Consider the following 25,078-nt stretch of genomic DNA (forward strand, 5'->3'; position numbering starts at 1 on the left):
CCTGGAAAATGGCGGTTATCTTAAAGCAAAACGGCGGCCATTGGCCGCCGTTTAGTGCATCTGCAAAGATTTAGACTGCCGGTGCCGTTTCGGCCTCGACGGCCGGTTTCGGCAGCGAGGACAGGAACGCCATGATCAGCGCCGCCAGGTACGGCAGCGACTGCACCAGCAACATGATCACCCAGAAGCGCATGTCGTTGCTCGGCAGCCCGTTCACCAGGAAGATCCCCAGCGCCGCGCCCCACAACAGCAGCATGATGAACATCTCTTCACGCGCTTCCGAAATCGCCACCCAGAAGCCGTGGTTGTCGGCATTTTTCGGCGTGCGGAAGAACGGAATGCTGCTGGTGAAGAAGCCGTACAGCACCGCTTTGGCGATGGTGTGCGACAACGCCAGCCCGGCCAGCGCCGCGCAGAACGCGTCCTTGAGGTTCACGCCAACGGCGCGACGGTAGAGGAAGATGATCTTGCCGACCTTGAACACGAACAACGCCAATGGCGGGATCGCGAAAATCAGCAACGGCGGATCGACCCGCTGCGGCACGATGATCATCGCCGCCGACCACAACAGTGCGCCCACGGTGAAGAAGATGTTCATGCCATCCGCCACCCACGGCAACCAGCCCGCGAGGAAGTGGTAGCGCTGGCCACGGGTCAGCTCGGTGTCCTTGCCGCGCAGCAGGCTGGCGGTGTGACGCTTGATGATCTGAATCGCACCGTAGGCCCAGCGGAAACGCTGTTTCTTGAAGTCGATAAAGGTATCGGGCATCAGGCCTTTGCCGTAGCTGGTGTGGTAGTACGCCGCCGACAAGCCTTTCTCGAACACGCGCAGACCCAACTCGGCATCTTCGCAGATGCACCAGTCGGCCCAGCCGAGTTCCTCGAGCACCGAGCGCCGGGTCATGGTCATGGTGCCGTGCTGGATGATCGCGTCGCGGTCGTTACGGGTGACCATGCCGATGTGGAAGAAGCCTTTGTATTCCGCGTAGCAGAGCTTCTTGAAGGTGCTTTCGTTCTGGTCGCGATAATCCTGCGGCGACTGCACCACGGCGATTTTCGGATCGGCGAAGTGCGGCACCATGTGCTTGAGCCAGTTCGGGTCGACGCAGTAATCGGAGTCGATCACCGCAATCACTTCGGCATCTTTGGCGGTGTGCGGAATCAGGTAGTTCAGCGCGCCGCCCTTGAAGCCGGCCAGCGGTGCGACGTGGAAGAACTTGAAGCGCGGACCGAGGGTTGCGCAGTAATCGCGCACCGGCTCCCAGACGGCCGGGTCCTTGGTGTTGTTGTCGATGATCAGGACTTCGAAGTCCGGATAGTCGAGGTTGGCCAGGGCGTTGAGGGTCTGTTTGACCATCTCCGGCGGCTCGTTGTAGCACGGCACATGAATCGACACTTTCGGCCTGTAGTCCGAATCGCCCACCACCGGCAGGAATTCACGCCGGCGTTTGTGGGTCCAGACCGCTTCGGCCAGTTCATGCGCCTCGGTCAGCAGTACGATAAAGACCCCGAGTGCGCCGAGTGCGAGGAGAAATCCTACGGTCAGGCTGAACCAGGTGCTGTATTGCTGGCTGTAGTCGTAGCCGATCCACACCAGCACCGAACCGCACAAGAAGGCGATAAAAGTCAGGAAGGTGCGGCCACGTTGACGCAGCGCCGAGCCGTCAATCATCAGCAAGGTCAAGGACAGCAGGGCCAACACCGCCGAGCCGATGGCCAGCACGCGCCATTGCGGGATCGCGACGACCGGGCCTTCGAAGTTGAATTTCTGCTGGCGCGCGGCGTTGAACACGCCCCAATACGCGCCCACCGAACCTTCGTCACTGGCCTTCCACGGCTGGTCGAACGCTTCGATCACGAAGTAGTTGAAACCCTGGCGGTTAAGCTTGTTCACCAGCGTACGCAGGTAGATCGCCTGATCTGCCGGGCTCGCATCGGTGCCGCCACGCATGCGGCCGTTGCTCGGCCAGCCAACCTCCGAGAGCAGCAGCGGTTTTTTCGGGAACATCTTTTTCAGATCGCGAGCGCGGTCGAGGACGAACTGGCCGGCCTTGTCCACCGGGATGTATTCCCAGTAAGGCAGGACGTGCGCGGCAATCAGGTCGACGTGCTTGGCCAGTTCCGGGTGTTCTTCCCAGACGTGCCATTGCTCGGACGTGGTGACCGGCACCTTCACGGCTGCGCGAACGCGATCAAGGAGCACGCTCAGTTCGGCAGCGGTAATTTCCTTACGGAAGATGGCCTCGTTGCCTACGACCACACGAACCACGCTGCGTGAGGAGTTGGCGATTTCGATGGCCCGGGTGATTTCCCGCTCGTTGCGTTCCAGGTCCGGGCTGATCCAGATCCCCAGGGTGACCCGCAGGCCGAATTCCTCTGCCAGTTTGGGAATGTCTCCCAGGGTGCCATCGACCGAGTAGGTACGGATGTTATCCGTCAGCTTGCTCATGATCTCCAGATCGCGACGCATTTGATCGTCGGTCGGGTACTGCTCTTTCTGCGGATACTGGCCTTGCTGGAACGGCGAGTACGAGAAACCGGAGATCTGTTCAGGCCAGTTGGGGGCGGTGACCGGGCGATTGATCAGCGCCCAGAAGCCGGTAAACAAGGCTGCGATGGCGAGCACCACGACCAGGTTGAGTCCAAATTTACGCGATGACATAGCTATTTCGGGTTCCAAAGGCTGTGGAACGAAGGAACGGTTGGCGATCGCCAAGGGGCGCGCATCCTACACCGGCAGTTCACTGAACGTACATCGGACAGGGAATTGCACGACATTGGGCAATCGGCTTTCACATAAGTTCTTACACTTGTCGCTTGTGGCTTAGATCTTTTGGCGTGTGGCCCTATAATGCGCGCCGGTTTTTGGGGTAATGGTCATGAGTACAGAAGATCCGCGGTTTGCAGGCATCGCCCGTTTGTATGGCATCGAAGGGCTAGAGCGCTTGCGCGCGGCGCACGTGGCGATCGTCGGCGTCGGTGGCGTCGGCTCCTGGGCTGCGGAAGCGGTGGCGCGGTGTGGCGTGGGCGAGATTTCGCTGTTCGACCTCGACGACGTCTGCGTCAGCAATGCCAACCGTCAGTTGCATGCGCTGGACAGCACCGTCGGCAAGCCCAAGGTCGAGGTGATGGCTGAGCGCCTGCGCGGGATCAACCCGGATTGCACGGTGCATGCGGTGGCGGATTTCGTTACCCGCGACACCATGGCCGAATACATCACGCCGAACATCGACTGTGTGATCGACTGCATCGACAGCGTCAACGCCAAGGCTGCGCTGATTGCCTGGTGCAAACGCCGCAAGATCCAGATCATCACCACGGGCGGTGCGGGCGGGCAGATCGACCCGACGTTGATCCAGGTCTGCGACCTGAACCGCACATTCAACGACCCGTTGGCCTCGAAAGTGCGCTCGACCCTGCGCCGCGATTACAACTTCTCCCGCACCGTGACCCGCCATTACAGCGTGCCGTGCGTGTTTTCCACCGAGCAGCTGCGTTATCCGAAACCGGACGGCAGCATTTGCCTGCAGAAGAGTTTTGTCGGGGATGGCGTGAAGCTGGACTGCGCGGGCGGGTTTGGTGCGGTGATGATGGTGACGGCGACGTTTGGCATGGTCGCGGCGACCAAGGCTGTGGACAAGATTGTGGCGGGTGTCCGGCGCCCGGCAGATCGCATCAAACCCGAGGTTTGAAACACCACCCCTGTAGGAGCGAGGCTTGCCCGCGAAAGCGGTATGTCAGGTACGGCGCCTTCGCGGGCAAGTCGGATCGCCGCACCGCTCGCTCCTACAGGGGCGCGGCCAACTCATTCATCCGCTGGAGCACGGCATTGAGGCCATTGCTACGCGAAGGCGACAACTGTCGGCTGAGTCCAAGCTGATTGAACCAGTCCGGCAAATCCACCTGCTGCAACTCGACCGCCGACAACCCGTTAACCCGCGCCAGCAACAACGCCACCAACCCGCGGATCAACCGCGCATCGCTGCTCGCGGCAAACTGCCAGTGGCCGTCCTGCAACGATCCCACCAACCACACCTGACTTTCACAGCCATGCACGCGGTTGGCGTCGACTTTATCCACATCGCTCAACACCGGTAGCCGGTCGCCCCATTGCATCAGCAGTCGCGCGCGTTGCTCCCAGCCTGCGGCGGCCTGAAAAGTTTCGAGCGCCATTTCGGCATCAGCGGGGAGGTTCATCGCAACAACTCCAGCGCTTGATCCAGCGCATCAAAGAACCGTTGCAGGTCCTCGGAGTCGTTGTAAAGCGCCAACGACACCCGAATCGCCCCGGCCAGTTCTAAGCTTTTCAGCAGCGGCATCGCGCAATGATGACCGGCGCGCACCGCGATCCCCTGTTCTGTCAGCAAGTGCGCCAGATCAGAGTTATGCACACCCTCGACGACAAAACTCGCCAGGGCCAGTTGCGGTTTGCCCAGCAAGCGAATGCCGTCGCGCGCCTCAAGACCTTTCAACAAATAGTCATGCAGCGCGGCTTCATGGGCCGAAACCGCATCCTGATCGAGGCCGGCGAGGTAATCGAGCGTCGCCCCGAGACCAATCACGCTGGAGATCGGCGGCGTTCCTGCCTCGAAACCGAGCGGAGCAGGACGAAAGCGCGCGTGCTGGTAATCCGCATCCAGCACCATTTCGCCGCCGAACTGCCAATGGCGCAGTTGCTTGAGCGCCTCATGGCGGCCGAACAACACCCCCAGGCCATCCGGGCCATAGAGCTTATGGCTGGAAAACACATAAAAGTCGCAACCCAGCACCTGCACATCGTGCCGGCCATGGACCACGCCTTGGGCGCCATCGACCACGGTCAACGCGTTGTGTGCCTTGGCCAGCGCCAGCAGCGCGGGCAATGGCTGCCAGGCGCCGAGCACATTGGACAGCTGACTGACCGCCAGCAAGCGGGTTCGCGGGCCGATCAACGCGGCGGCGGTGTCGAGGTCGATCAAGCCGTCGGCGTCCAGCGGCAGGATCACCAGTTTGAGATCGCGACGGTGGGCCAGTTGCTGCCATGGCAGCAGGTTGGCGTGGTGCTCCAGGGCGCTGATGACAATTTCATCGCCCGGATTGAAAAGATGTTCCAGGCCATAGGCGAGGAGGTTCAGCGCAGAGGTCGCGCCGTGGGTGAAGATGATCTGCCCGCAATCACCGGCATTCAGCCATTGCGCGACTTTGTTGCGGCTGTCCTCGAACGCCTGGGTGGCATGCGCGCCGGGCAAGTGTTGCGCCCGATGCACGTTGGCTGCGCCATTGGCGTAGTAATGCGCCAGGGCATCCAGCAGGGCTTGAGGTTTTTGCGTGGTGGCGGCGTTGTCCAGATAGGTCTGGTCTTGCCGTTGCAGGGCGGCGATGGCCGGAAAATCGGCGCGCCAGGGAGAGAGAATCATCATGCTATCGGGCCCTGCTAAACATGGGCGGACGTACGCCTGACCTGATGGTCTGGGCTACGCCGGACCTGTAGGAGCGAAGCTTGCTCGCGAAGGGACCGGTGAGATCCCCAAAAGCTTCGCGGGCAAGCCTCGCTCCTACAAGAACAGGTGGTCGTGACGCTCTGCTTAGTTGTGAGCGTGCAGCGCTTCGTTCAGTTCGATCGCCGATTTGTGGGTTTTGCATTCCACGGCACCGGTTTCCGAATTGCGGCGGAACAGCAGGTCCGGCTGACCGGCCAGTTCACGAGCCTTCACAACTTTGACCAGCTTGTTGTTTTCGTCCAGCAGCGCCACTTTGGTGCCGGCAGTCACGTACAGGCCCGATTCAACGGTGTTGCGGTCGCCCAACGGGATACCGATACCGGCGTTCGCGCCGATCAGGCAGCCTTCGCCAACCTTGATCACGATGTTGCCGCCGCCCGACAGGGTGCCCATGGTCGAGCAACCGCCGCCCAGGTCCGAACCCTTGCCGACGAACACGCCAGCGGAAACGCGGCCTTCGATCATGCCCGGGCCTTCGGTACCGGCGTTGAAGTTGACGAAACCTTCGTGCATCACGGTGGTGCCTTCGCCGACGTAAGCGCCCAGACGGATACGGGCGGCATCAGCGATACGCACGCCGGCCGGCACGACGTAGTCGGTCATTTTCGGGAATTTGTCTACCGAGAACACTTCCAGCAGCTCGCCGCGCAGACGGGCTTCCAGTTGATGTTCGGCCAGTTCGGCGAGGTCAATCGCGCCCTGGCTGGTCCATGCGACGTTCGGCAGCAGCGGGAACACGCCGGCCAGGTTCAGGCCGTGCGGCTTGACCAGACGATGGGACAGCAGGTGCAGCTTGAGGTAAGCCTCAGGCGTGGAAGTCAGCGGTGCATCTTCGGCCAGAATGGTGGCGACCAGCGGCTTGTGGCTTTCGGCCAGACGGGTCAGCAGGGCGGCCTGGGCTGCGTCGACACCTTTCAGTGCTTCAGCCAGTTGCGAAGCCTGGGCGGTGCTGAACGCGATGGCCTGATTGCCTTCGGTGTAACCCAGAACCGGCGCGATGGCCGCGACCAGATCGGCCGACGGGTTGAGCAGCGGCTGAGCGTAAAACACTTCGAGCCATGCGCCCTGACGATTTTGAGTGCCGACACCAAAGGCCAGGCTGAATACGGAAGTGGACATGTAAATACCTCTAACAAAATTGAACGGGCTGGCTTACTTGAGCGCTGCCGCGTAGATATCTGGCTTGAAGCCAATCAGGGTTCGGTCACCGAGATCGAGCACCGGGCGCTTGATCATCGAGGGTTGTGCGAGCATCAGTTCGATGGCTTTCGGCTGGTCGAGATCGGCTTTGCGTTCGTCGTCGAGCTTGCGAAAGGTCGTGCCTGCACGGTTCAACACCACTTGCCAGCCGTGCTCGTCGCACCATTGGCTCAGGTGTTCGCGGTCGATTCCGACCGCTTTGTAATCATGAAAGTCATAGCTGACAGCGTGTTCATCGAGCCAGGTGCGCGCCTTTTTCATGGTGTCGCAGGCTTTGATGCCGAAAAGCTGTAAGTGCTTGTTTTCATTGGGCATAAATTCTTCCCCAAAACTTCCCCAATACCGCCCAAAAATTCAGCCGTCAATTATGCCACGTCGATCCATTCTGCGCCTCGACTGTCGCGGTACAGATCGGTCATTGTGGCCGAACGGTGACCGAGCAGTTTCTGGGCATCGCGGCCTTCGACTTCGTGCAGACGTGCGGCAAGCCGAACACGCGACCACTGATCGGGTCGCGGTACGTGTAGTAAGTGACGCCATTGCGGGCGTCGGTCTTGCGGTAGAGATTGGGCGGAAGATCCTTTGACCCGGTATTACGCGGCCTGGGCGCCATTGCGTGCTCTCTGTATTCTGCTAATCAGGCTGCCTCCGACAATCCGGACGGGCTGCTGGCCAGGGTTTTGGTAGTGGGCGTCGGACTCTACATAGTAGTTGCGCCCGTGCTTGACCGGTACCGGAGCGATCCGGCCCTCTCGCGCCCATTTACGCAGGGTGTTGGGGCTGGGCGGGGTCTTGAACACGGCCACCGCCCATTCGTCTAGGGTTACTTTGCTCATGAATACTCCATGCCGCGCGTGGCGGCAGAAGGTGGTTATTGGGCGAATTTGGCGAGCGCGGCGTCTGCGACCTTCATCGCGGCCTAGGCTTCGGTGGCATAGGCAGGATCGAATCCTCCGCACAGGTGGATGGTTGCTTGGCAGGCCCGGAGGTTTTCGCGAGTGAGCTTCAGCGCTGCGACGAGCTCTTCGCACGGCGCACGTTCTTCCCGGCCGATGTCCCAGAAGCGCTGACCCCAGTGCCCTGCCGGTGGCGGGTTACGGTTTTGCACGCCGAATGTCATCGCTCCCACGGCTGAATCGAGCAAGTCGCGCTTGTAGGCGTTGTCACCGTCGATGCTCAGGCCGCGCCGGCGAAGAGTTGAAACCACCTCATTGAGGTCAAGGCTTTTGTCCTGCAGGACAATGTCGAGCTCTGGTTTTTCAGGTGTGTAGATAGCCAAACAGATTTTTGCGCCGGGCGGCAGGCTGGCGCTGATCTTCTCCAGCGCCAGCCTGCGGTTTTGTGAAAACGGTTTAATGCAGACATGCGGATTCCTCGCCTGCCGTTCATCAGCAGGCTGGTAGGTGGAAGAGGGGGAGTCGCCACAGAAGCAGTCGATGTCTTCGACGAGATAGTCGAAATCGAAATCGGTTTGTCGGGAGCGCTGTTCGGCTGACCAGCCCAGCGTTTTGTAATCGGCGCGATCCTGTCGGAACACCTGGCCGAAGCGCTCTTCAGTGCCGGACCACCAGATGACCCGAGTGGGGTCTTCCATAATTGTTTTCAGCAACTTGCCTTCGTTCTTCTTCCAGCACAGGTCGCAGTTTCCGAAATCAGAGCTCATGCCCAGATCGAAAGGCTGATCCTTCCAGAAGGTGGCGACATATTCATTGGTGATGCCTGCGGTGTACGAGGGGCAGAGGTTGTCCCAGCGGGTGCCGCCTCGATCATTGGCGGCCATCATGCGGTGATAACGTTTCGGCTCGTCGTAGCGGATACCGACGACACAGTCCCATTCGGTATAGAGAGAGGCGTAACCAAGCCTCGGTTCGCTGAATTCATCGACCCGGAAAGCGGTATCCGCGCCATAGCGAAGCTGATCCTGGCTTACCGTGGCAAAGACGGCATGCCAGGCATTGGCGGGAGCGGCATCGATACGGTGCGGGAGGTAATCAACCGTTGGGCGCCTGGCGTCGAAAACGACACCGAGTCGTACATCAAGGCTGTTGCTTCGCGCGTAGGGACCGAGGCCAATCAGACGATTGATCTTCGTAACTTCCGCACCCTGATCGCGCTGACTACTGGAATCATCCCGCACGAAAACGGGTCTGTTCCCTACGCTGCTTCCGTCATCGCCGAGGGGGGCAGAGAGCGTTGGCTTGATATGCTCGATTCTCACGGCGCTGAACTCAATGGCTGATGCGCCTTAACCGGTCGCGTCACTTTTTTTGCGTATGTCAGGATTGGTCTTTCTACCAAATAAAAACTAAGGCTCGATACGACTACAATCAGGGACACGGCTAATGCAAGAGTAAGTGTGCCGCTCATATCAAATGCCACCTTAAGAATTGCTACGTAGCAAATAACAATTACATGGCAGAGGTATGTCGAGTAGGACCAGTCGGCCAAACGGTTGAATAAACCAGCGTGCCTGAACAGCTTTTCCTGAGCTAGGAACGAAAAAACTATAACGGCGCAGGGGATGCCCTGCTTCCACGGACTGTGGGTCACCTCTCCGTAGTGTGAGATTGTCAGCAAAGATAAAATAATCCCAATCGCTGAGGCGTAGGTCGGCACCCGGCTTGTGATATTCCGCTGGTGCAATATGGCTATCATGATGCCGAACAGGAATTCATACATGATGCTGTTGTTGTAAAAAGAAAGATCACCCCCTACCAATTGTGATGCTTTGTTAAGCACAATAATGCCTGCCACTATAGCTAGTGCCCTAGCTCTCGATGGAAGGAACAGACATAGAAGGAATATAAGATAGAAGACCATTTCAAAGTTAAGTGTCCATCCGACAGTTACTAGTGGGAATAGACCTATCCCAGATGGGTTTTGCGCTGGTATGAAGAATAGGCTTTTTAACATAAAGGCCGAATCATATGTCGTTGACATTATTGAGTTCGGTATTGCCAATAGCGATACAGCAGTGATTATGGTGAAAAACCAATACACTGGCGCGATCCTCGCTATCCTGTGTATGGCAAAGTTTTTTGGTGATAGATTTTGTGCTTGGGTGGAGGTGTAAATTACAAATCCGCTAATTATAAAGAATATATCTACGCCGATTGCTCCATATCTAAATAAAAACACAGATATAGGGTCTTGCAGTTTGAAGTTGTACACAACCTGCATGTAATGATGGAATACCACCAGCCATGCAGCAAAAGCTCTTAACGTTTGAATCGAATTGAGCATGATTAATTCTTAATGATAGATTTTTGTGGGGCGGTGATTGTCGTTGATTTTTCGAATTCAGCAAAGCCTGGAAGTATTCTGTTCGGGCAGTTCGGGTCCTCAATGAAGCCGCGACCCGAGCATGCTGTGCAATCCTCGAACAGGTCGAACCGATCGCAGCACGACAGGCACAGGGTGAAAATGGAAAACAGTTCCTTTTCCCGTAACGCCACGAAGGTCGGCATGTCGCCTGACTCAAGCGCTAGAATCGAAGCGTCCAGCAGCGCGCGGTAGACATCCGGATCATCCAGTCGTTGGCGTATCCCATCTTCGAAGTTCCGATTCCTTTCTACAATGGCCAGCTTCTGCCCCGTCTCGGTGTAGATGTAGATGTAGATGTAGATGTAGATGTAGATGTAGATGTAGCGGTCGCGGATCACGCCGTAGTTCTGATAGGCCGCCGTTCTGATGCGGCGTTCAGGGTCGTCACGGCTGAACTGCGCGAAGAAGTGGCTCGGCCCGAAGTTCTTTTCTGGTGTGCCGAGAAAATACCGGTTCCCGTTGATGTAGCCGACGAAGCTGGCAGCCTGGTTGTAGACGTCGTAGTCAGAGGCTGGGTGCATCCACTCCTGTGGATACTCCCCGGCGAAATGACAGTAGGCACCGGTCAGCAGTTCGACGAGCTCGAAACGTTCAAAGGCATCGATCATGCCGACGCACAGCATGTAGTAGGCGGAGCTCATCAAGCAGCTGTACTGGCTGCTCTGGTTCTTCCAGTCCTCATGGTTGTTCAGCCGTTTGTGCCACTCGGCCAACATTTCATCTCGGGTGTGTACAGGCATGGTCAAGCTCAAATACTGTTTGGACATACGGCAATCGAGAAAGCCGTTCGAAGACCAGTCAGGATGACGAATTGCGTAATAGGGAGAGGGTGAACGTCGGCAGAACGCCGTAGATGGATGTTGCTGAAAAGTCGCTGAAGGCAGCATGGATTCACATGAGTCCACAGCAACCTCCAACAACTTACCACTCAGAAACACCGGGTTTCATTGGGTCAAATGGTGGGGGCTGGGAGGGATTTGAACCGCCGTCCTGCCCGTTTGGTGCGGATAGCGTTTTATTGGCGTACCGCTGCAGCGACATTTTCTGGAGCGTCGACGACATCACCCAGCTTTTCGCGAACTATTGCACGACACACTGCAATCGGTGCCGTCGATCCGCAAGACTCTTCATCGAAGCTTGAGCTGTAATTGGGAGTGCCATCCGCAGAGGCTGCCCACTTGGCGGCCTGGTAAATTCCAAGTCGAAACCTCTCAAGCAGTGGCCCGCATTGAAACCAATTCGTGGATGGCCCCCACCCATAGACGCCCCCAACATTCTCGCCTTCATACCAAGTCCCGCAGATATCGTCGGAAACGTCAGTCGGGGAACAATTGAATGCGGCCTTTGCCACAGCCCAATCCAGTGCGGGTCCTATTACATCTGAGACCTGTAACTTCACTACGACCTCTCCAAGTCGGTGCCATGCGCGCTCAACGTGACCTAAGACTTATGGTCTTGACTCGCAAAAATGAGCGCGGCGGAAATGTGATCAATATTCAGAAATTAAGGCGCGTCTGGCATACACCAGCAAATCCGCACATCGTTGTTTAAGGCGGAAAAATCTCCCCCAAAATGCAACCACAAGCATTTGATTTTATTGGCGTCACAAGGGGGGGTTGGGGCGGGGGTTTTAGGGGGATTTTGCACCTATCGTATTGATGCAAAAGGGTTTTAATCAATGCTTATGGTGTCGCAGGCTTTGATGCCGAAAAGGTGCAACGTTTTGCTTGAATCGGTCAAGGAATTGCCCCCTTTACAGGTGCTGGAAAAAAAGGTGACGGATTATGCCATGACCGTCCGGTTAAAACGCAAAACCCTGTAGGAGCCGAGCTTGCTCGCGAAAGCGGCAGGTCAGCCACTATCAATGTTGAATGTCAGGCCGCTTTCGCGAGCAAGCTCGGCTCCTGCAGGGTTTGGGGTTTTTTCGAGGCTGGCGACAGCCTGCGACATTGGTACAACGGTCAACCCGCAGTCTAAGCGGCTAATATGGCACTTCAATGCTGTCGATTGTCCGGGAACCGCGCTTTATGCAAACCGCCTACACCGTCCTGATCCTGTTGATGCTGGTCAGTGTTTCGCGCCTGGTCGGACGCGTGATCCCGTTGCCATTGCCGCTGGTGCAAATCGGTGCCGGCGCCTTGCTGGCCTGGCCGACGCTCGGTTTGCACGTCGCCCTGGACCCGGAATTGTTTCTGTTTTTGTTTCTGCCACCGCTGCTGTTCTCCGACGGCTGGCGCATGCCCAAGCGCGAGCTTTGGCGACTGCGGGGGCCGATCCTGACCTTGGCGGTCGGCCTGGTGCTGTTTACCGTCGTCGGTGCGGGTTACTTCATTCATTGGTTGTTGCCGAGCATTCCGCTACCGGTGGCCTTTGCCCTGGCGGCGGTGTTGTCGCCGACGGATGCCGTGGCCGTCTCGGCGATTTCTCAAAACCGACTGCCGACACCACTGATGCACATGCTGCAGGGCGAGGCGCTGATGAATGACGCGTCGGGCCTGGTGACCTTCAAGTTCGCCCTGGTCGCGGCGGTGACCGGGGTGTTCTCGCTGGCCAACGCCAGCCTGACGTTCGTGTTGGTGGCGGTTGGTGGCCTGGCGGTCGGTGTTGCGTTGAGCTGGCTGGTCGGGCGTTTGCGCTCGTGGATGATCGCTCGCGGTTGGGATGATCCGGCGACTCACGTGGTCTTCATGTTGTTGCTGCCGTTTGCGGCATACGTGCTGGCCGAACGCCTGGGGGGCTCGGGGATTCTGTCTGCCGTGGCGGCCGGGATGATGCAGAGCTGGCTCGATCTGCTGCCGCGCCAGACCAGCACCCGACTGCTCAACCGCAGCGTCTGGTCACTGCTGGAGTTCGCGTTTAACGGGCTGATCTTCCTGCTGCTGGGTTTGCAGTTGCCGGACATCATCAAAGCCGTGGCCAGCCACGAAACGTCGTTGTGGCCAACGCTGCTGTATCGCTGCCTCGACGTGGTGGCTATTTTCCTGGTGCTGGTGGTGTTGCGGTTTGTCTGGGTGCAGAGCATCTGGCGATTGTCGGGGCTGCTGCGTCGTTGGCGCGGCAAGGGCGAAATGACGCAAGTGCCGACGGCGCGCTCTTGCTGGTTGTTGACCGTCGGCGGGGTGCGCGGTGCGGTGACGCTGGCGGGTGTGTTGTCAGTGCCGATACTGATGGGGAATGAGGCGTTTCCTGAGCGCGATCTGCTGATTTTCATCGCGGCCGGGGTCATTCTGCTGTCGCTGATTGCCGCGTGTATTGCATTGCCATTGTTGCTTCGCGGCATCGAGAAGAGCCCTGACGACAAGCGTCGCAGTGAAGTGCGCGATGCCTGGCGCAAGACCGCCGAAGCCGCCATTCATGCGCTCGAAACCGAAGAGGCCAATCCGCAGGACGCCGCCCAGGCAGCGCTCGCTGTCGAACTCAAGGCACGGATCATGTCCGAGTATCGGCATCAACTGGAGGTGTTCAACGATTCGGCGGAAGCCCAGGCGCTGGCGTTTCAGATGGACCTGCTGGAACGGCGTCTGCGCTTGAAGGCGCTGCGGGCGCAACGCCTGGAGTTGTATAAGCTCAGCCGTCACCACCAGATTGGTGATGACGTATTGCGCGAGGTGCTGGGGGAGCTGGACTTGAGCGAAGCCAATCTGGGGCAGGTGAAATAGCGTCGCTCGTGCCGGCAAGCCGGCACCTAAAGGTTTGTGGTTATTTGCGGCGCTGGATGAAGGCGCGGATGCGTTCAGCGGCTTCCACACACTCGGCCAGTGGCGCAACCAGCGCCATACGCACCCGACCGGCACCCGGATTCGCACCGTCAACGTCACGGGACAGATAAGAGCCAGGTACCACGGTCACGTGTTCTTCGACGAACAGATCGCGGCAGAACGCCTCGTCATCACCTTCAACATTCGGCCACAGGTAAAAACCGCCATCCGGGCGCTGCACGTCCATCACCGGGCCGAGGATTTCCAGCACCGCGTCGTACTTCTCGCGATACAACGCACGGTTGGCGCGCACATGCACTTCGTCATTCCACGCAGCAACGCTGGCCAGTTGAGTCTGAACCGGCATCGCGCAGCCGTGGTAGGTGCGGTACAGCAGGAAGCCTTTGAGAATGTCGGCATCACCGGCCACGAAACCCGAACGCAGGCCCGGCAGGTTGGAGCGCTTGGACAGGCTGTGGAACACCACGCAGCGTTTGAAGTCCTTGCGGCCCAGTTCCGCGCAGGCGCTGAGCAGGCCGGCGGGCGGGGTTTGTTCGTTGAAATACAGTTCGCTGTAGCACTCGTCCGCAGCGATCACGAAGTCGTACTCATCGGCCAGGGCGATCAGCTTTTTCAGGGTTTCGACCGGGATCAGCGCACCGGTCGGGTTGCCCGGCGAGCACAGGAACAGGATCTGGCAACGCTTCCAGATGTCCGGGGAAACGGCATCGAAATCCGGGTTGAAGCCATTCTCGTCCAGGCACGGCAGGTAATGCGGCTTGGCGCCGGCGAGGAACGCGGCACCTTCATAGATCTGATAGAACGGGTTCGGGCTGACCACCAGGGCGTCGTCGCCACGGTTGACTACGGTCTGGGTGAACGCGAACAGCGCTTCGCGGGTGCCGTTCACCGGCAGCACGTTGCGCGCCGGGTCGAGCCAGCCGTTCGGCACGTTGAAGCGGCGTTCGCACCACGCGGCGATGGCTTCACGCAGGGCCGCAATGCCGAGGGTGGTCGGATACACGGCCATCTGGTCCAGATTGCTTGCCAGGGCTTCGGCGACAAAGCTTGGCGAACGGTGCTTCGGCTCGCCGATGGACAGCGCGATAGGGCGCTTGTCCGGGTTTGGCGTGACGCTGCCGAGCAGGGCGCGGAGCTTCTCGAACGGGTAAGGCTGCAACTGGGACAGAGCGTTGTTCATCGGTAGATCTCGTTCAATGTGGAGGCCTGCCCTCTGTAGGAGCCGGCTTGCTGGCGATTGCATCACTCCGGTACGACTGACACACCGAGGCGATGCTATCGCCAGCAAGCCGGCTCCTACAAAGGACAGGTCTCCACAGGGGGAAATTTGTTGGGTCAGATACTGATTCGCGACAGTTTGATATCGGGTTCCTGGCTGACACTGAGCTGTTCGACGATCGCATCCTGCAAACGGCTGCACAACAGTGGGTCAGACAACGGTTGGTTGTTGGCGTCGGTAATGAAGAACACGTCCTCCACACGCTCGCCGAGCGTGGCGATCTTGGCGTTCTGCAGTGACAGGTCGAATTCCAGAAAAATCGTGCCAATCCGCGCCAGCAACCCTGGGCGATCCGGTGCGCTGAGCTCCAGCACCGTCACCGGGCGCTGGGCGTCGTTGTGGATCGTCACCTGAGGCGCGAACGCAAAATGCTTGAGCTGGCGCGGTACGCGACGCTGGATGATCGTCGGGTAGTCGTCGGGGTTGCGCAGGGCTTCAGTCAGGCCTTCGCGGATCTGTTTGACCCGGGCCGGGTTATCGCCGATCGAGTCGCCGTCGGTGTCGAGCACGATGTAGGTGTCGAGGGTGAACTGGCTGCTGGAGGTGATGACCCGGGCGTCGTGAATGTTCAGGTTGAGCTGGTCCATCGCGGCCACGGTCACGGCGAAGAAGTCGTGCTGGTCCGGCGCGTAGATGAAGATCTGCGTGCCGCCCTCGAACTCGCGCTGGGTGGTTTCCTTGATCAGCACCAGCGGGCCGCCATCGGCCGGCTGCTGCAGGATCGCGTCAGTGTGCCAGGCCACATCGCCGGCGGTGTGACGCAGGAAATAGTCATCGCCCAGTTGCGACCACAACTGCTCGACGTCGTCGGGGTCGTTGCCGCCGCGTACCAGAATGTCCAGGGCGGCGCTCTGGGTCTGGCGGATCTGCATTTCGCGATCCACCGGGTTTTCCAGGCCGCGACGCAACGCACGCTTGGTCTCGGTGTAGAGCTGGCGCAGCAGGCTGGCGCGCCAGGAATTCCACAGCGTCGGGTTGGTGGCGTTGATGTCGGCGACGGTCAGCACGTACAGGTAATCCAGGCGGGTTTCGTCACCGACGATCTGCGCGAAATCATGGATCACTTGCGGGTCGGATAAGTCCTTGCGCTGGGCGGTGGTCGACATCACCAGGTGGTTCTGCACCAGCCACACGATCAGGCGGCTGTCCCAGATCGGCAATTGATGGCGCTGGCAAAAGGCTTCGGCGTCCACTGCGCCGATTTCCGAGTGATCGCCATGCCGGCCCTTGCCGATGTCGTGGTACAGGCCGGCCAGGTAGATCAGCTCGGGCTTGGGCAGCTTGCCCATGAGCTTGCTGGCCAGCGGGAATTTTTCCGACACTTGCGTGTACTGCAACTTACGCAGGTGCTTGATCAGATTCAGGGTGTGCGCGTCGACCGTATAGATGTGAAACAGGTCGTGCTGCATCTGCCCGACAATGAAGCCGAACTCCGGCAAATAGCGCCCGAGGATGCCGTAACGGTTCATCCGTCGCAGGTTGCGGTGGATGCCGATCTTGCACTTGAACAGTTCGATGAACAGGCTGGTATTGCGAATGTCGTTGCGGAAATCGTCGTCGATCAGGTGCCGGTTTTCCCGCAGCAGACGAATGGTGTCGGCGCGCACGCCTTTGATTTCCGGCTGCTGGGCCATCAGCACGAAGATTTCGAGCATGGCGAACGGCGTGCGGCGGAACACGTTGTCGTTGCGCGCCTCGATGTAGCCATCGTGCAACTGGAACCGCGAGTTGATCGGCTGCGGTGGCGCTTCGTCTTCGGGCGCGAGGATGACTTCCTCGAAGTGCTGGATGATCAGGTCGCTGAGCTGGGCGATGCTCATGACCACCCGGTAATACTGCTGCATGAAGTTTTCGATGGCTTGCTTGGCGTCATCACCCTTGAACCCCAGCAGGCCGGCAATCGAACGCTGGTGGTCGAACAGCAAGCGGTCTTCCGAGCGGCCGGCGAGCATGTGCAGTGCGTAGCGGACTTTCCACAGGAATTCCTGGGATGAAGCCAGCAAGGCGTTTTCGCTCTCGACCAGAAACCCTTCCCCGGCCAATGCCCGCAGGTTCAGGGTGCCGTATTCGCGACGGGCGACCCACAGAATCGTCTGAATATCCCGTAGTCCGCCGGGCGAGCCTTTGACGTTGGGTTCCAGGTTGTATTCGGTGTCGTTGTACTTGTGATGACGGGCCTTTTGCTCGGCGCGCTTGGCCAGGAAGAACTCCTTGCTCGGCCACATGTGCGCAGTGCTGGTGACGTCGAGCATGCGCTGGCGCAAGTGCTCGGGGCCGCAGATGGTGCGGCTTTCCATCAGGTTGGTGACAACCGTCAGGTCGGCGCGGGCTTCAACGGCGCATTCTTCAACCGAGCGAACGCTCTGACCGACTTCCAGGCCGATGTCCCACAACAACGTCAGAAAACGCTCGATGGAATCGCGGAAAACTTCGTGGTCGGCGCTGTCCAGCAGGATCAGCAAATCGATATCGGAATAAGGGTGCAATTCCCCGCGACCGTAGCCGCCGACCGCGACCAGCGCGATGTCGGCATCTTCACTCCAGTTGAACTGCTCCCAGGCCTTTTGCAGGATGTTGTCGACGAACCACGCACGATCCTCGATCAGCCGGCGAATCTCCCGGCCGTTGCGAAAGCGCTCGTCGAGCACCTCGCGCGCCTGGCGGATCGCCTTCTTGAAGGCCGCGATCGGGCTGGCCTTCAGGGCCAGTTCAGCCTGGAACTGGCCACGGTCGAAGAGTTCGGGATCCACCTGCGGCATCGATTGGCTTTCCTATCTATAAGGCTGAGAGCTGTGCGGACCGGATCAGGCCGAAACGCGCGGGATGGTGTCGTCGCTGCGCAGGGTGAAGATCTCGTAACCGGTTTCGGTCACTGCCAGGGTGTGTTCCCACTGGGCCGAGAGCTTGCGGTCTTTGGTGATCGCGGTCCAGCCATCGCCCAATACCTTGGTGTCGGCCTTGCCCTGGTTGATCATCGGCTCGATGGTGAAGGTCATGCCCGCTTTCAGTTCCATGCCGGTGCCGGCTCGGCCGTAATGCAGGATCTGTGGTTCTTCGTGGAACACCTTGCCAATGCCGTGGCCGCAGAACTCGCGAACCACCGAGAAGCCGTTCTTTTCGGCGTGCTTCTGGATCACTTCACCGATGTCGCCCAGGCGGCAGCCGGGTTTGACGATTTCGATGGCCTTGTACATGCATTCCTGGGTCACTTGCGACAAGCGCTCGGCCCAGACCGGCACGGTGCCGACGTGGAACATGCGGCTGGTGTCGCCGTGGTAGCCGTCCTTGATGACGGTGACGTCGATGTTCAGCGTGTCGCCGTCCTTCAATGGCTTCTCGTTCGGGATGCCGTGGCAGACCACGTGGTTGATCGAGGTGCAGATCGACTTCGGATAGCCTTTGTAATTGAGCGGGGCAGGGATGGCTTGCTGCACGTTGACGATGTAGTCGTGGCAGATGCGGTCCAGTTCTTCAGTGGTGACGCCCGGCTTGACATGTTCAGCAATCATTTCCAGCACATCGGCGGCCAGTTTGCCGGCGACACGCATTTTTGCGATGTCCTCCGGGGTTTTGAGGGTGACGGTCATACAGGCTCTCTCTACGCTCGATGGCGCTTGTCAAAACGGAATGGGCAGTGTGCGATCAATCTTTACCGCCCTGAAAAACGCGATTCTAACAGACGAACAGCGCAAATCTGAGCCTCTGTACATCGCTTCTCTCTATAGATAGGCGCATTCTTGAGCGATTCCAAGGGCGCGGATAAAGGCGCGCGTCAGGAATTGAGAATCCGGGTTCCGTTTTTGCGAGCCTTGTGATATAAAATGCGCCGCTTTCCGGGGATACCCCGAAAGGCTTAAATCCACACACGTGTCGACACGATGACCTGGGTGCCTTCAGCTGATGCTGCTGGTTGGTCATTGGGATACGTGGAGGCCAAACCCGACTTATTAAGGAACTATCATGTCCCAAGTCAACATGCGCGATATGCTGAAGGCCGGTGTGCACTTCGGTCACCAGACCCGTTACTGGAACCCGAAAATGGGTAAATACATTTTCGGCGCGCGTAACAAGATCCACATCATCAACCTTGAAAAAACCCTGCCAATGTTCAACGAAGCTCTGACTTTCGTAGAGCGTCTGGCCCAGGGCAAAAACAAGATTCTGTTCGTCGGCACCAAGCGTTCCGCTGGCAAGATCGTTGCTGAAGAAGCAGCACGTTGCGGTTCGCCGTACGTCGATCACCGCTGGTTGGGCGGCATGCTGACCAACTTCAAAACCATCCGTGCTTCCATCAAGCGTCTGCGTGACCTTGAAGTACAAGCCGAAGACGGTACTTTCGCCAAGCTGACCAAGAAAGAAGCGCTGATGCGCTCCCGTGACCTGGAAAAGCTGGATCGTTCCCTGGGTGGTATCAAGGACATGGGCGGTCTGCCAGACGCTCTGTTCGTTATCGACGTTGATCACGAGCGCATCGCGATCACCGAAGCCAACAAGCTGGGCATCCCGGTTATCGGCGTAGTCGATACCAACAGCAGCCCGGAAGGCGTTGACTACATCATCCCAGGCAACGATGACGCAATCCGCGCTATCCAGCTGTACATGGGTTCGATGGCTGACGCAGTAATCCGCGGTCGCAACCACGTTGCTGGCGGCACCGAGCAGTTCGTTGAAGAAGCTCCGGCAGCTGCAGCTGAGTAACTGACGCCTTGGCGTTGACTCAGTAAGCAAAAAAGGGGCTTGGCCCCTTTTTTGCCACCTCGAAAACCATTTGTCCGGTGGCGCATTTACATCATTTGTAACTTGCAGCTGCTAACAAGGGTGGTTCGGGAAGAATTGAACGCCCGTTCGATCGGGTGGAATGGTTGAAAACCTATCCAAGAGGAATTTTGAAATGGCAGAGATTACTGCAGCGTTGGTCAAAGAACTGCGCGAGCGTACTGGCGAAGGCATGATGGACTGCAAAAAGGCCTTGACCAAGGCTGGCGGCGACATCGAAAAAGCCATTGATGACATGCGTGCTTCGGGCGCCATCAAGGCTGCCAAGAAAGCAGGCAACGTGGCTGCTGAAGGCGCTATCGCTCTGAAAGAAGACGGTAAATCCGCCGTTCTGCTGGAAGTGAACTCGCAGACCGACTTCCTGGCTCTGCAGGACGACTTCAAGGCATTTGTTGCTGCCAGCGTTGAAAAAGCGTTCGCCGACAAGCTGACTGACGTCGCTCCGCTGATCGAAGCTCAAGAAGCTGCTCGCCTGGTACTGGTCGGCAAGGTTGGCGAAAACGTCAACATCCGTCGCCTGGTTCGCGTTGAAGGTGATGTTGTTGGTGGTTACCTGCACGGCAACAAAATCGGTGTTGCGGTTGTTCTGAAGGGCGGCGACGTTGAGCTGGCCAAAGACATCGCTATGCACGTAGCGGCCAGCAACCCTGAGTTCCTGCTGCCATCGGAAGTTTCTGCTGAAGCTATCGAGCGCGAAAAAGCCGTGTTCCTGCAGCTGAACGAAGAAAAAATCAAAGGCAAGCCAGAAAACATTGTTGAGAACATGGTCAAAGGCCGTATCAGCAAGTTCCTGGCTGAAGCAAGCCTGGTTGAGCAGGCGTTCGTCAAGAACCCTGAAATCAAGGTTGGCGAACTGGCCAAGAAAGCCGGTGCAGAAATCGTTTCTTTCACCTACTTCAAAGTAGGCGAAGGCATCGAGAAGCCGGTCGACAACTTCGCTGAAGAAGTTGCTGCCCAGCTGGCTGCCGCCAAGCAATAAGACGGTTTTTTAACTGTCGCCCTGAAGAGGCTGCCCGCTTACGCGCGCAGCCTCTTTTCAGATGGGGCACCAATTTTTAATTGGTTTCCTTTTGGAACTGGCTTACAAAGCCATGTTCCGATGGCGCTGAAGCAGCGCCAAGCTAGAGTGAACGCCAGCTGTAAACAGCTCGCAAAGAATTTTTAAAATACGCCGCAGGAGAGATTCGCAATGGCTCAGCAGGGCAGTGGTTATCAGGCTCGCTATAAACGCATTCTACTCAAGCTTAGCGGCGAGGCCCTGATGGGCTCGGAAGAGTTCGGGATCGATCCGAAAGTTCTGGACCGCATGGCGCTGGAAGTCGGCCAACTGGTCGGCATCGGCGTCCAGGTCGGCCTGGTGATCGGCGGCGGCAACCTGTTCCGCGGTGCAGCGCTGAGCGCGGCCGGCATGGATCGGGTCACCGGCGACCACATGGGCATGCTGGCCACCGTGATGAATGCCTTGGCCATGCGCGACGCGCTGGAACGTGCCAATATCTCGGCCATCGTGATGTCGGCGATTTCCATGGTTGGCGTGACTGATCACTACGATCGTCGCAAAGCCATGCGCCACCTGAACGCCAAGGAAGTCGTGATCTTCGCGGCCGGTACCGGCAATCCGTTCTTCACCACGGATTCGGCTGCCTGCCTGCGAGCAATCGAAATCGATGCCGATGTCGTGCTGAAAGCGACCAAGGTCGATGGCGTCTACACCGCTGATCCATTCAAAGACCCGCATGCCGAGAAGTTCGATCATCTGACCTACGATGAAGTGCTGGATCGCAAGTTGGGTGTTATGGATCTGACCGCCATTTGCCTGTGCCGCGACCACAAGATGCCGTTGCGCGTATTTAACATGAACAAACCCGGCGCCCTGCTGAACATCGTGCATGGCGGCGCTGAAGGGACCCTGATCGAGGAAGGCCAACAATGATCAACGAAATCAAGAAAGACGCTAAAGAGCGTATGCAGAAATCCGTCGAGTCGCTGATGCACAACTTCGGCCGTATTCGTACTGGCCAGGCGCACCCAAGCATTCTCGAAGGCGTGATGGTGCCGTACTACGGTTCCGACACCCCGATCAAGCAAGTCGCCAACATCACCGTCAAAGACGCCCGTACCCTGCAAGTGGTCGCTTTCGAGCGCAACATGCTGGGCGCCGTCGACAAGGCCATCGGCAGTGCTGGTCTGAACCTCAACCCGACCAACCTGGGTGAGTTGCTGCTGATCTCCATGCCGGCTCTGACCGAAGAAACCCGCAAGGGCTTCACCAAGCAGGCTCGCGATGTCGCTGAAGATGCCCGTGTTGCCGTGCGCAACATCCGTCGTGATGCGAACAGCCAGCTCAAGGATCTGGTCAAGGAAAAGGAAATCAGTGAAGACGAAGAACGTCGCGCCACTGGCGAAATTGATGATCTGACCAAAAAGTACGTGGCTGAAATCGACGCGAATTTGGCGCAGAAAGAAAAAGACCTGATGGCCGTATAAGGGTCGCGTTTTCATGGAAAAGACCAAGCAGTCAGTGCCGTCCGCGGTGCCGCGTCATGTCGCGATCATCATGGATGGCAATAATCGCTGGGCGAAAAAACGCTTTATGCCGGGTGTCGCCGGGCATAAAGCGGGCGTGGACGCGGTTCGTGCAGTGATCGAGGTGTGTGCCGAGGCCAAGGTCGAGGTATTGACCCTGTTCGCCTTCTCCAGCGAGAACTGGCAGCGTCCGGCCGATGAAGTCAGTGCCTTGATGGATCTGTTCTTCAAGGCGTTGCGTCGTGAGGCCAAGCGCCTCAACGACAACAACATCAGTCTGCGCATCATTGGCGACCGTTCGCGTTTCCATCCAGAGCTTCAGGCTGCGATGCGTGAAGCGGAAGCGATGACCGCGGGCACCAATCGCTTCGTTCTGCAGATCGCCGCCAACTACGGCGGTCAGTGGGACATCGCGCAAGCCGCACAGCGTCTGGCGCGGGAAGTTCAGGCCGGGCATCTGCGTCCGGAAGACATCACCCCGGAACTGTTGCAAACCTGCCTGGCCACTGGCGATCTGCCGTTGCCGGACTTGTGCATCCGTACCGGTGGCGAGCACCGCATCAGCAACTTCCTGCTGTGGCAACTGGCCTACGCCGAGTTGTACTTCTCCGACCTGTTCTGGCCGGACTTCAAACACGACGCCATGCGCACCGCGCTGGCCGATTTCGCTTCTCGCCAGCGCCGCTTCGGTAAAACGAGCGAGCAGGTCGAGGCTGGGGCCCGGGTTTAATGCTCAAACAACGAATCATCACCGCGCTGATCCTGTTGCCGATCGCCTTGTGCGGGTTTTTCCTGCTCGAAGGCTCCGGTTTCGCGCTGTTCATCGGGCTGGTCGTGACCCTCGGTGCCTGGGAATGGGCGCGTCTGGCGGGCTTCACTGAGCAGCCGATCCGCGTTGCCTATGCTGCAGTCGTCGCGTTGATGCTGTTTGTCATGCATATCCTGCCGGGCCTGGCACCTTGGGTGTTGGGCGCTTCGGTGCTGTGGTGGGGCGTGGCGACGTACCTGGTGTTGACGTATCCGCGTTCGAGCGAGCGTTGGTCCAGTGCGGCGACCAAACTGGTGATCGGTCTGTTGATTCTCCTGCCGGCCTGGCAAGGTCTGGTGCAGATCAAACAATACCCATTGGGCAACTGGTTGATCATGGCCGTCATGGTGCTGGTCTGGGGTGCCGACATCGGTGCTTACTTTTCCGGTCGGGCCTTCGGCAAGCGCAAGCTGGCACCGCAGGTCAGTCCCGGCAAGAGCTGGGAAGGCGTGTATGGCGGTCTGGCGCTGAGCCTGGTCATCACCGTCATTGTCGGCCTGGTTCGCGACTGGACGGTTGCCGAGCTTTTCAAAGGGTTGATCGGTGCCGCAATTATCGTGTTCATCTCGGTAGTGGGTGACCTCACCGAAAGCATGTTCAAGCGCCAGTCCGGGGTCAAGGACAGCAGCAATCTGCTGCCCGGCCACGGTGGTGTACTCGATCGCATCGACAGCCTGACGGCAGCGATCCCGGTGTTCGCGGTGTTGTTGTGGATGGCTGCACCGTGAGCCGCCCTCAACAGATTACCGTTCTGGGGGCTACCGGCTCGATCGGTCTGAGTACGCTCGACGTCATCGCTCGTCATCCTGAGCGTTATCAGGTGTTCGCCTTGAGCGGTTTCACTCGCCTGAGTGAGTTGTTCGCGTTGTGCGTCCGTCATACGCCACGGTTTGCCGTTGTGCCAGAGCAGGGCGCTGCCCGAGGCTTGCAGGACGACTTGCGTGCGGCCGGGTTGTCGACCCGCGTTCTGGTGGGGGAGGAGGGGCTGTGTCAGGTCGCTGCCGATCCTGAGGTCGATGCCGTCATGGCCGCCATTGTTGGCGCGGCGGGCCTGCGCCCGACGCTGGCGGCGGTCGAGGCTGGCAAGAAAATACTCCTGGCCAACAAAGAAGCACTGGTGATGTCCGGTGCGTTATTCATGCAGGCCGTGCGTAAAAGCGGTTCGGTGCTGCTGCCGATCGACAGCGAGCACAACGCGATTTTCCAGTGCATGCCGCAGGATTTTGCTCGTGGGCTGGGTGCGGTCGGTGTCCGTCGGATCTTGCTGACAGCTTCCGGTGGTCCTTTCCGTCAGACGCCCATGGCTGAGCTGGTGCATGTAACCCCTGATCAGGCGTGTGCCCATCCGAACTGGTCCATGGGGCGCAAGATTTCGGTAGATTCGGCCAGCATGATGAACAAAGGCCTCGAGCTGATCGAAGCCTGCTGGCTGTTTGATGCCAAGCCGTCCCAGGTCGAAGTGGTGATTCACCCGCAGAGCGTGATTCATTCGCTTGTCGATTACATCGATGGTTCGGTCCTGGCTCAGTTGGGTAATCCCGACATGCGCACGCCTATTGCCAATGCGCTCGCCTGGCCGGAGCGTATTGATTCGGGTGTCGCACCGCTGGATCTGTTTGCCATTGCGCGCCTGGATTTCCAGGCTCCCGATGAAGAGCGTTTCCCATGCCTGCGCCTGGCGCGTCAGGCCGCAGAGGCTGGCAATAGCGCGCCAGCCATGCTCAATGCGGCGAATGAAGTGGCTGTCGCGGCCTTTCTCGACGGGCGGGTTCGCTATCTGGAAATCGCGAGTATCATCGAAGAAGTGTTAAATCTCGAGCCCGTGGTTGCGGTGGATGATCTCGAGGCGGTGTTCACGGCTGACGCGAAAGCGCGAGTACTGGCCGGGCAGTGGTTGAGTCGTCACGGGCGGTAAGTGCTGCAATACGTTGGCCCATGCAGCACCGGATAAGTTGCGGAGAAAGTA

22 protein-coding genes and 1 pseudogene are annotated in these 25,078 nt (G+C 58.7%); 9 read left to right on the forward strand and 14 right to left on the reverse strand.

What is annotated here, in order from left to right:
- Nucleotides 1-70: 70 nt before the first annotated feature.
- Nucleotides 71-2,662: a glycosyltransferase gene (locus tag K5R88_RS27065; RefSeq protein ID WP_032829235.1), complete on the reverse strand. Its 2,592-nt coding sequence runs from the start codon at nucleotides 2,660-2,662 to the stop codon at nucleotides 71-73.
- 217 nt (nucleotides 2,663-2,879) lie between these two features.
- On the opposite strand from K5R88_RS27065, the gene tcdA reads away from it, so the two are divergent.
- Nucleotides 2,880-3,692 (forward strand): tRNA cyclic N6-threonylcarbamoyladenosine(37) synthase TcdA, encoded by an 813-nt coding sequence (gene tcdA, locus K5R88_RS27070; RefSeq protein WP_226298699.1) that lies wholly within the window; start codon nucleotides 2,880-2,882, stop codon nucleotides 3,690-3,692.
- A gap of 94 nt (nucleotides 3,693-3,786) precedes the next feature.
- On the opposite strand, the gene K5R88_RS27075 is transcribed toward tcdA, so the two are convergent.
- From K5R88_RS27075 to K5R88_RS31100, 10 genes and pseudogenes are all read right to left on the reverse strand, one after another.
- Nucleotides 3,787-4,197, reverse strand: coding sequence for a SufE family protein (locus tag K5R88_RS27075; protein ID WP_226298700.1), 411 nt, complete (start codon nucleotides 4,195-4,197; stop codon nucleotides 3,787-3,789).
- Nucleotides 4,194-5,399: a cysteine desulfurase gene (locus K5R88_RS27080; protein ID WP_226298701.1), complete on the reverse strand. Its 1,206-nt coding sequence runs from the start codon at nucleotides 5,397-5,399 to the stop codon at nucleotides 4,194-4,196. The genes K5R88_RS27075 and K5R88_RS27080 overlap by 4 nt, the downstream gene beginning before the upstream one ends.
- Nucleotides 5,400-5,564: 165 nt before the next feature.
- A complete protein-coding gene (dapD, locus tag K5R88_RS27085) occupies nucleotides 5,565-6,599 on the reverse strand; it encodes a 2,3,4,5-tetrahydropyridine-2,6-dicarboxylate N-succinyltransferase (RefSeq protein WP_008039387.1) in 1,035 nt (344 codons plus the stop codon).
- Between the two features lie 33 nt (nucleotides 6,600-6,632).
- Nucleotides 6,633-6,995, reverse strand: a complete 363-nt coding sequence (locus K5R88_RS27090) for an ArsC family reductase (protein WP_226298702.1) — start codon at nucleotides 6,993-6,995, stop codon at nucleotides 6,633-6,635.
- 100 nt (nucleotides 6,996-7,095) lie between these two features.
- Nucleotides 7,096-7,293 (reverse strand): phage integrase Arm DNA-binding domain-containing protein, encoded by a 198-nt coding sequence (locus K5R88_RS27095; protein WP_226298703.1) that lies wholly within the window; start codon nucleotides 7,291-7,293, stop codon nucleotides 7,096-7,098.
- Nucleotides 7,274-7,516, reverse strand: coding sequence for an excisionase (locus K5R88_RS27100; protein WP_226298704.1), 243 nt, complete (start codon nucleotides 7,514-7,516; stop codon nucleotides 7,274-7,276). Before K5R88_RS27100 ends, K5R88_RS27095 begins: the two co-directional genes overlap by 20 nt.
- A gap of 83 nt (nucleotides 7,517-7,599) precedes the next feature.
- Nucleotides 7,600-8,045: pseudogene (locus tag K5R88_RS27105) on the reverse strand (hypothetical protein).
- An 849-nt stretch (nucleotides 8,046-8,894) separates the two neighbouring features.
- A complete protein-coding gene (locus tag K5R88_RS27110; RefSeq protein WP_226298705.1) occupies nucleotides 8,895-9,923 on the reverse strand; it encodes an acyltransferase family protein in 1,029 nt (342 codons plus the stop codon).
- Between the two features lie 2 nt (nucleotides 9,924-9,925).
- The gene (locus K5R88_RS27115; RefSeq protein WP_226298706.1) at nucleotides 9,926-10,744 is read right to left on the reverse strand and encodes a hypothetical protein; all 819 of its coding nucleotides are present in this window, start codon (nucleotides 10,742-10,744) and stop codon (nucleotides 9,926-9,928) included.
- Between the two features lie 275 nt (nucleotides 10,745-11,019).
- Entirely contained in the window at nucleotides 11,020-11,403 is a 384-nt protein-coding gene (locus K5R88_RS31100; RefSeq protein WP_226298707.1) for a phage protein NinX family protein, read from the reverse strand.
- Between the two features lie 628 nt (nucleotides 11,404-12,031).
- Here K5R88_RS31100 and K5R88_RS27125 point away from each other — a divergent pair.
- Nucleotides 12,032-13,663 (forward strand): Na+/H+ antiporter, encoded by a 1,632-nt coding sequence (locus tag K5R88_RS27125; protein ID WP_008039389.1) that lies wholly within the window; start codon nucleotides 12,032-12,034, stop codon nucleotides 13,661-13,663.
- A gap of 40 nt (nucleotides 13,664-13,703) precedes the next feature.
- Here K5R88_RS27125 and dapC read toward each other — a convergent pair whose 3' ends face one another.
- The 3 genes from dapC to map all read right to left on the reverse strand — a co-directional run bounded on the left by dapC (nucleotide 13,704) and on the right by map (nucleotide 18,589).
- Nucleotides 13,704-14,903: a succinyldiaminopimelate transaminase gene (dapC, locus tag K5R88_RS27130; RefSeq protein ID WP_008039390.1), complete on the reverse strand. Its 1,200-nt coding sequence runs from the start codon at nucleotides 14,901-14,903 to the stop codon at nucleotides 13,704-13,706.
- 155 nt (nucleotides 14,904-15,058) lie between these two features.
- Complete coding sequence (locus tag K5R88_RS27135; protein ID WP_226298708.1) at nucleotides 15,059-17,761, reverse strand: [protein-PII] uridylyltransferase; 2,703 nt, start codon at nucleotides 17,759-17,761, stop codon at nucleotides 15,059-15,061.
- 45 nt (nucleotides 17,762-17,806) lie between these two features.
- Nucleotides 17,807-18,589 (reverse strand): type I methionyl aminopeptidase, encoded by a 783-nt coding sequence (gene map / locus K5R88_RS27140; RefSeq protein WP_008028962.1) that lies wholly within the window; start codon nucleotides 18,587-18,589, stop codon nucleotides 17,807-17,809.
- A 373-nt stretch (nucleotides 18,590-18,962) separates the two neighbouring features.
- On the opposite strand from map, the gene rpsB reads away from it, so the two are divergent.
- The 7 genes from rpsB to ispC all read left to right on the forward strand — a co-directional run bounded on the left by rpsB (nucleotide 18,963) and on the right by ispC (nucleotide 25,027).
- Entirely contained in the window at nucleotides 18,963-19,700 is a 738-nt protein-coding gene (rpsB, locus tag K5R88_RS27145) for a 30S ribosomal protein S2 (RefSeq protein ID WP_008028964.1), read from the forward strand.
- 193 nt (nucleotides 19,701-19,893) lie between these two features.
- The gene (gene tsf / locus K5R88_RS27150; protein WP_008028965.1) at nucleotides 19,894-20,757 is read left to right on the forward strand and encodes a translation elongation factor Ts; all 864 of its coding nucleotides are present in this window, start codon (nucleotides 19,894-19,896) and stop codon (nucleotides 20,755-20,757) included.
- Nucleotides 20,758-20,967: 210 nt separating this feature from the next.
- On the forward strand, nucleotides 20,968-21,711 hold the full coding sequence (gene pyrH / locus K5R88_RS27155) for a UMP kinase (protein ID WP_003172271.1): 744 nt from the start codon (nucleotides 20,968-20,970) through the stop codon (nucleotides 21,709-21,711).
- Nucleotides 21,708-22,265 carry a ribosome recycling factor gene (gene frr, locus K5R88_RS27160; protein ID WP_008028968.1) on the forward strand — a complete coding sequence of 186 codons (558 nt, stop codon included), beginning with the start codon at nucleotides 21,708-21,710 and terminating at the stop codon, nucleotides 22,263-22,265. The genes pyrH and frr overlap by 4 nt, the downstream gene beginning before the upstream one ends.
- A gap of 13 nt (nucleotides 22,266-22,278) precedes the next feature.
- Nucleotides 22,279-23,034, forward strand: a complete 756-nt coding sequence (uppS, locus tag K5R88_RS27165) for a polyprenyl diphosphate synthase (RefSeq protein WP_008039394.1) — start codon at nucleotides 22,279-22,281, stop codon at nucleotides 23,032-23,034.
- The gene (locus K5R88_RS27170) at nucleotides 23,034-23,840 is read left to right on the forward strand and encodes a phosphatidate cytidylyltransferase (protein WP_008039396.1); all 807 of its coding nucleotides are present in this window, start codon (nucleotides 23,034-23,036) and stop codon (nucleotides 23,838-23,840) included. Before uppS ends, K5R88_RS27170 begins: the two co-directional genes overlap by 1 nt.
- Nucleotides 23,837-25,027 carry a 1-deoxy-D-xylulose-5-phosphate reductoisomerase gene (gene ispC / locus K5R88_RS27175; RefSeq protein WP_008028975.1) on the forward strand — a complete coding sequence of 397 codons (1,191 nt, stop codon included), beginning with the start codon at nucleotides 23,837-23,839 and terminating at the stop codon, nucleotides 25,025-25,027. Before K5R88_RS27170 ends, ispC begins: the two co-directional genes overlap by 4 nt.
- The last annotated feature ends 51 nt before the right edge of the window (nucleotides 25,028-25,078 follow it).

Source organism: Pseudomonas sp. MM213, assembly GCF_020423045.1.
Taxonomy (GTDB): Bacteria; Pseudomonadota; Gammaproteobacteria; order Pseudomonadales; family Pseudomonadaceae; genus Aquipseudomonas; species Aquipseudomonas migulae.

Coding starts and splice junctions, on each gene's coding strand:
- frr (WP_008028968.1), top strand. CDS start 21,708: ATGATCAACGAAATCAAGAAAGACGCTAAAGAGCGTATGCAGAAATCC.
- K5R88_RS27090 (WP_226298702.1), bottom strand. CDS start 6,995: ATGCCCAATGAAAACAAGCACTTACAGCTTTTCGGCATCAAAGCCTGC.
- dapC (WP_008039390.1), bottom strand. CDS start 14,903: ATGAACAACGCTCTGTCCCAGTTGCAGCCTTACCCGTTCGAGAAGCTC.
- rpsB (WP_008028964.1), top strand. CDS start 18,963: ATGTCCCAAGTCAACATGCGCGATATGCTGAAGGCCGGTGTGCACTTC.
- K5R88_RS27075 (WP_226298700.1), bottom strand. CDS start 4,197: ATGAACCTCCCCGCTGATGCCGAAATGGCGCTCGAAACTTTTCAGGCC.
- map (WP_008028962.1), bottom strand. CDS start 18,589: ATGACCGTCACCCTCAAAACCCCGGAGGACATCGCAAAAATGCGTGTC.
- K5R88_RS27135 (WP_226298708.1), bottom strand. CDS start 17,761: ATGCCGCAGGTGGATCCCGAACTCTTCGACCGTGGCCAGTTCCAGGCT.
- dapD (WP_008039387.1), bottom strand. CDS start 6,599: ATGTCCACTTCCGTATTCAGCCTGGCCTTTGGTGTCGGCACTCAAAAT.
- K5R88_RS27110 (WP_226298705.1), bottom strand. CDS start 9,923: ATGCTCAATTCGATTCAAACGTTAAGAGCTTTTGCTGCATGGCTGGTG.
- K5R88_RS27115 (WP_226298706.1), bottom strand. CDS start 10,744: ATGCCTGTACACACCCGAGATGAAATGTTGGCCGAGTGGCACAAACGG.
- K5R88_RS27125 (WP_008039389.1), top strand. CDS start 12,032: ATGCAAACCGCCTACACCGTCCTGATCCTGTTGATGCTGGTCAGTGTT.
- K5R88_RS27100 (WP_226298704.1), bottom strand. CDS start 7,516: ATGAGCAAAGTAACCCTAGACGAATGGGCGGTGGCCGTGTTCAAGACC.
- K5R88_RS27080 (WP_226298701.1), bottom strand. CDS start 5,399: ATGATGATTCTCTCTCCCTGGCGCGCCGATTTTCCGGCCATCGCCGCC.
- K5R88_RS27065 (WP_032829235.1), bottom strand. CDS start 2,662: ATGTCATCGCGTAAATTTGGACTCAACCTGGTCGTGGTGCTCGCCATC.
- K5R88_RS27170 (WP_008039396.1), top strand. CDS start 23,034: ATGCTCAAACAACGAATCATCACCGCGCTGATCCTGTTGCCGATCGCC.
- tcdA (WP_226298699.1), top strand. CDS start 2,880: ATGAGTACAGAAGATCCGCGGTTTGCAGGCATCGCCCGTTTGTATGGC.
- K5R88_RS27095 (WP_226298703.1), bottom strand. CDS start 7,293: ATGGCGCCCAGGCCGCGTAATACCGGGTCAAAGGATCTTCCGCCCAAT.
- uppS (WP_008039394.1), top strand. CDS start 22,279: ATGGAAAAGACCAAGCAGTCAGTGCCGTCCGCGGTGCCGCGTCATGTC.
- pyrH (WP_003172271.1), top strand. CDS start 20,968: ATGGCTCAGCAGGGCAGTGGTTATCAGGCTCGCTATAAACGCATTCTA.
- tsf (WP_008028965.1), top strand. CDS start 19,894: ATGGCAGAGATTACTGCAGCGTTGGTCAAAGAACTGCGCGAGCGTACT.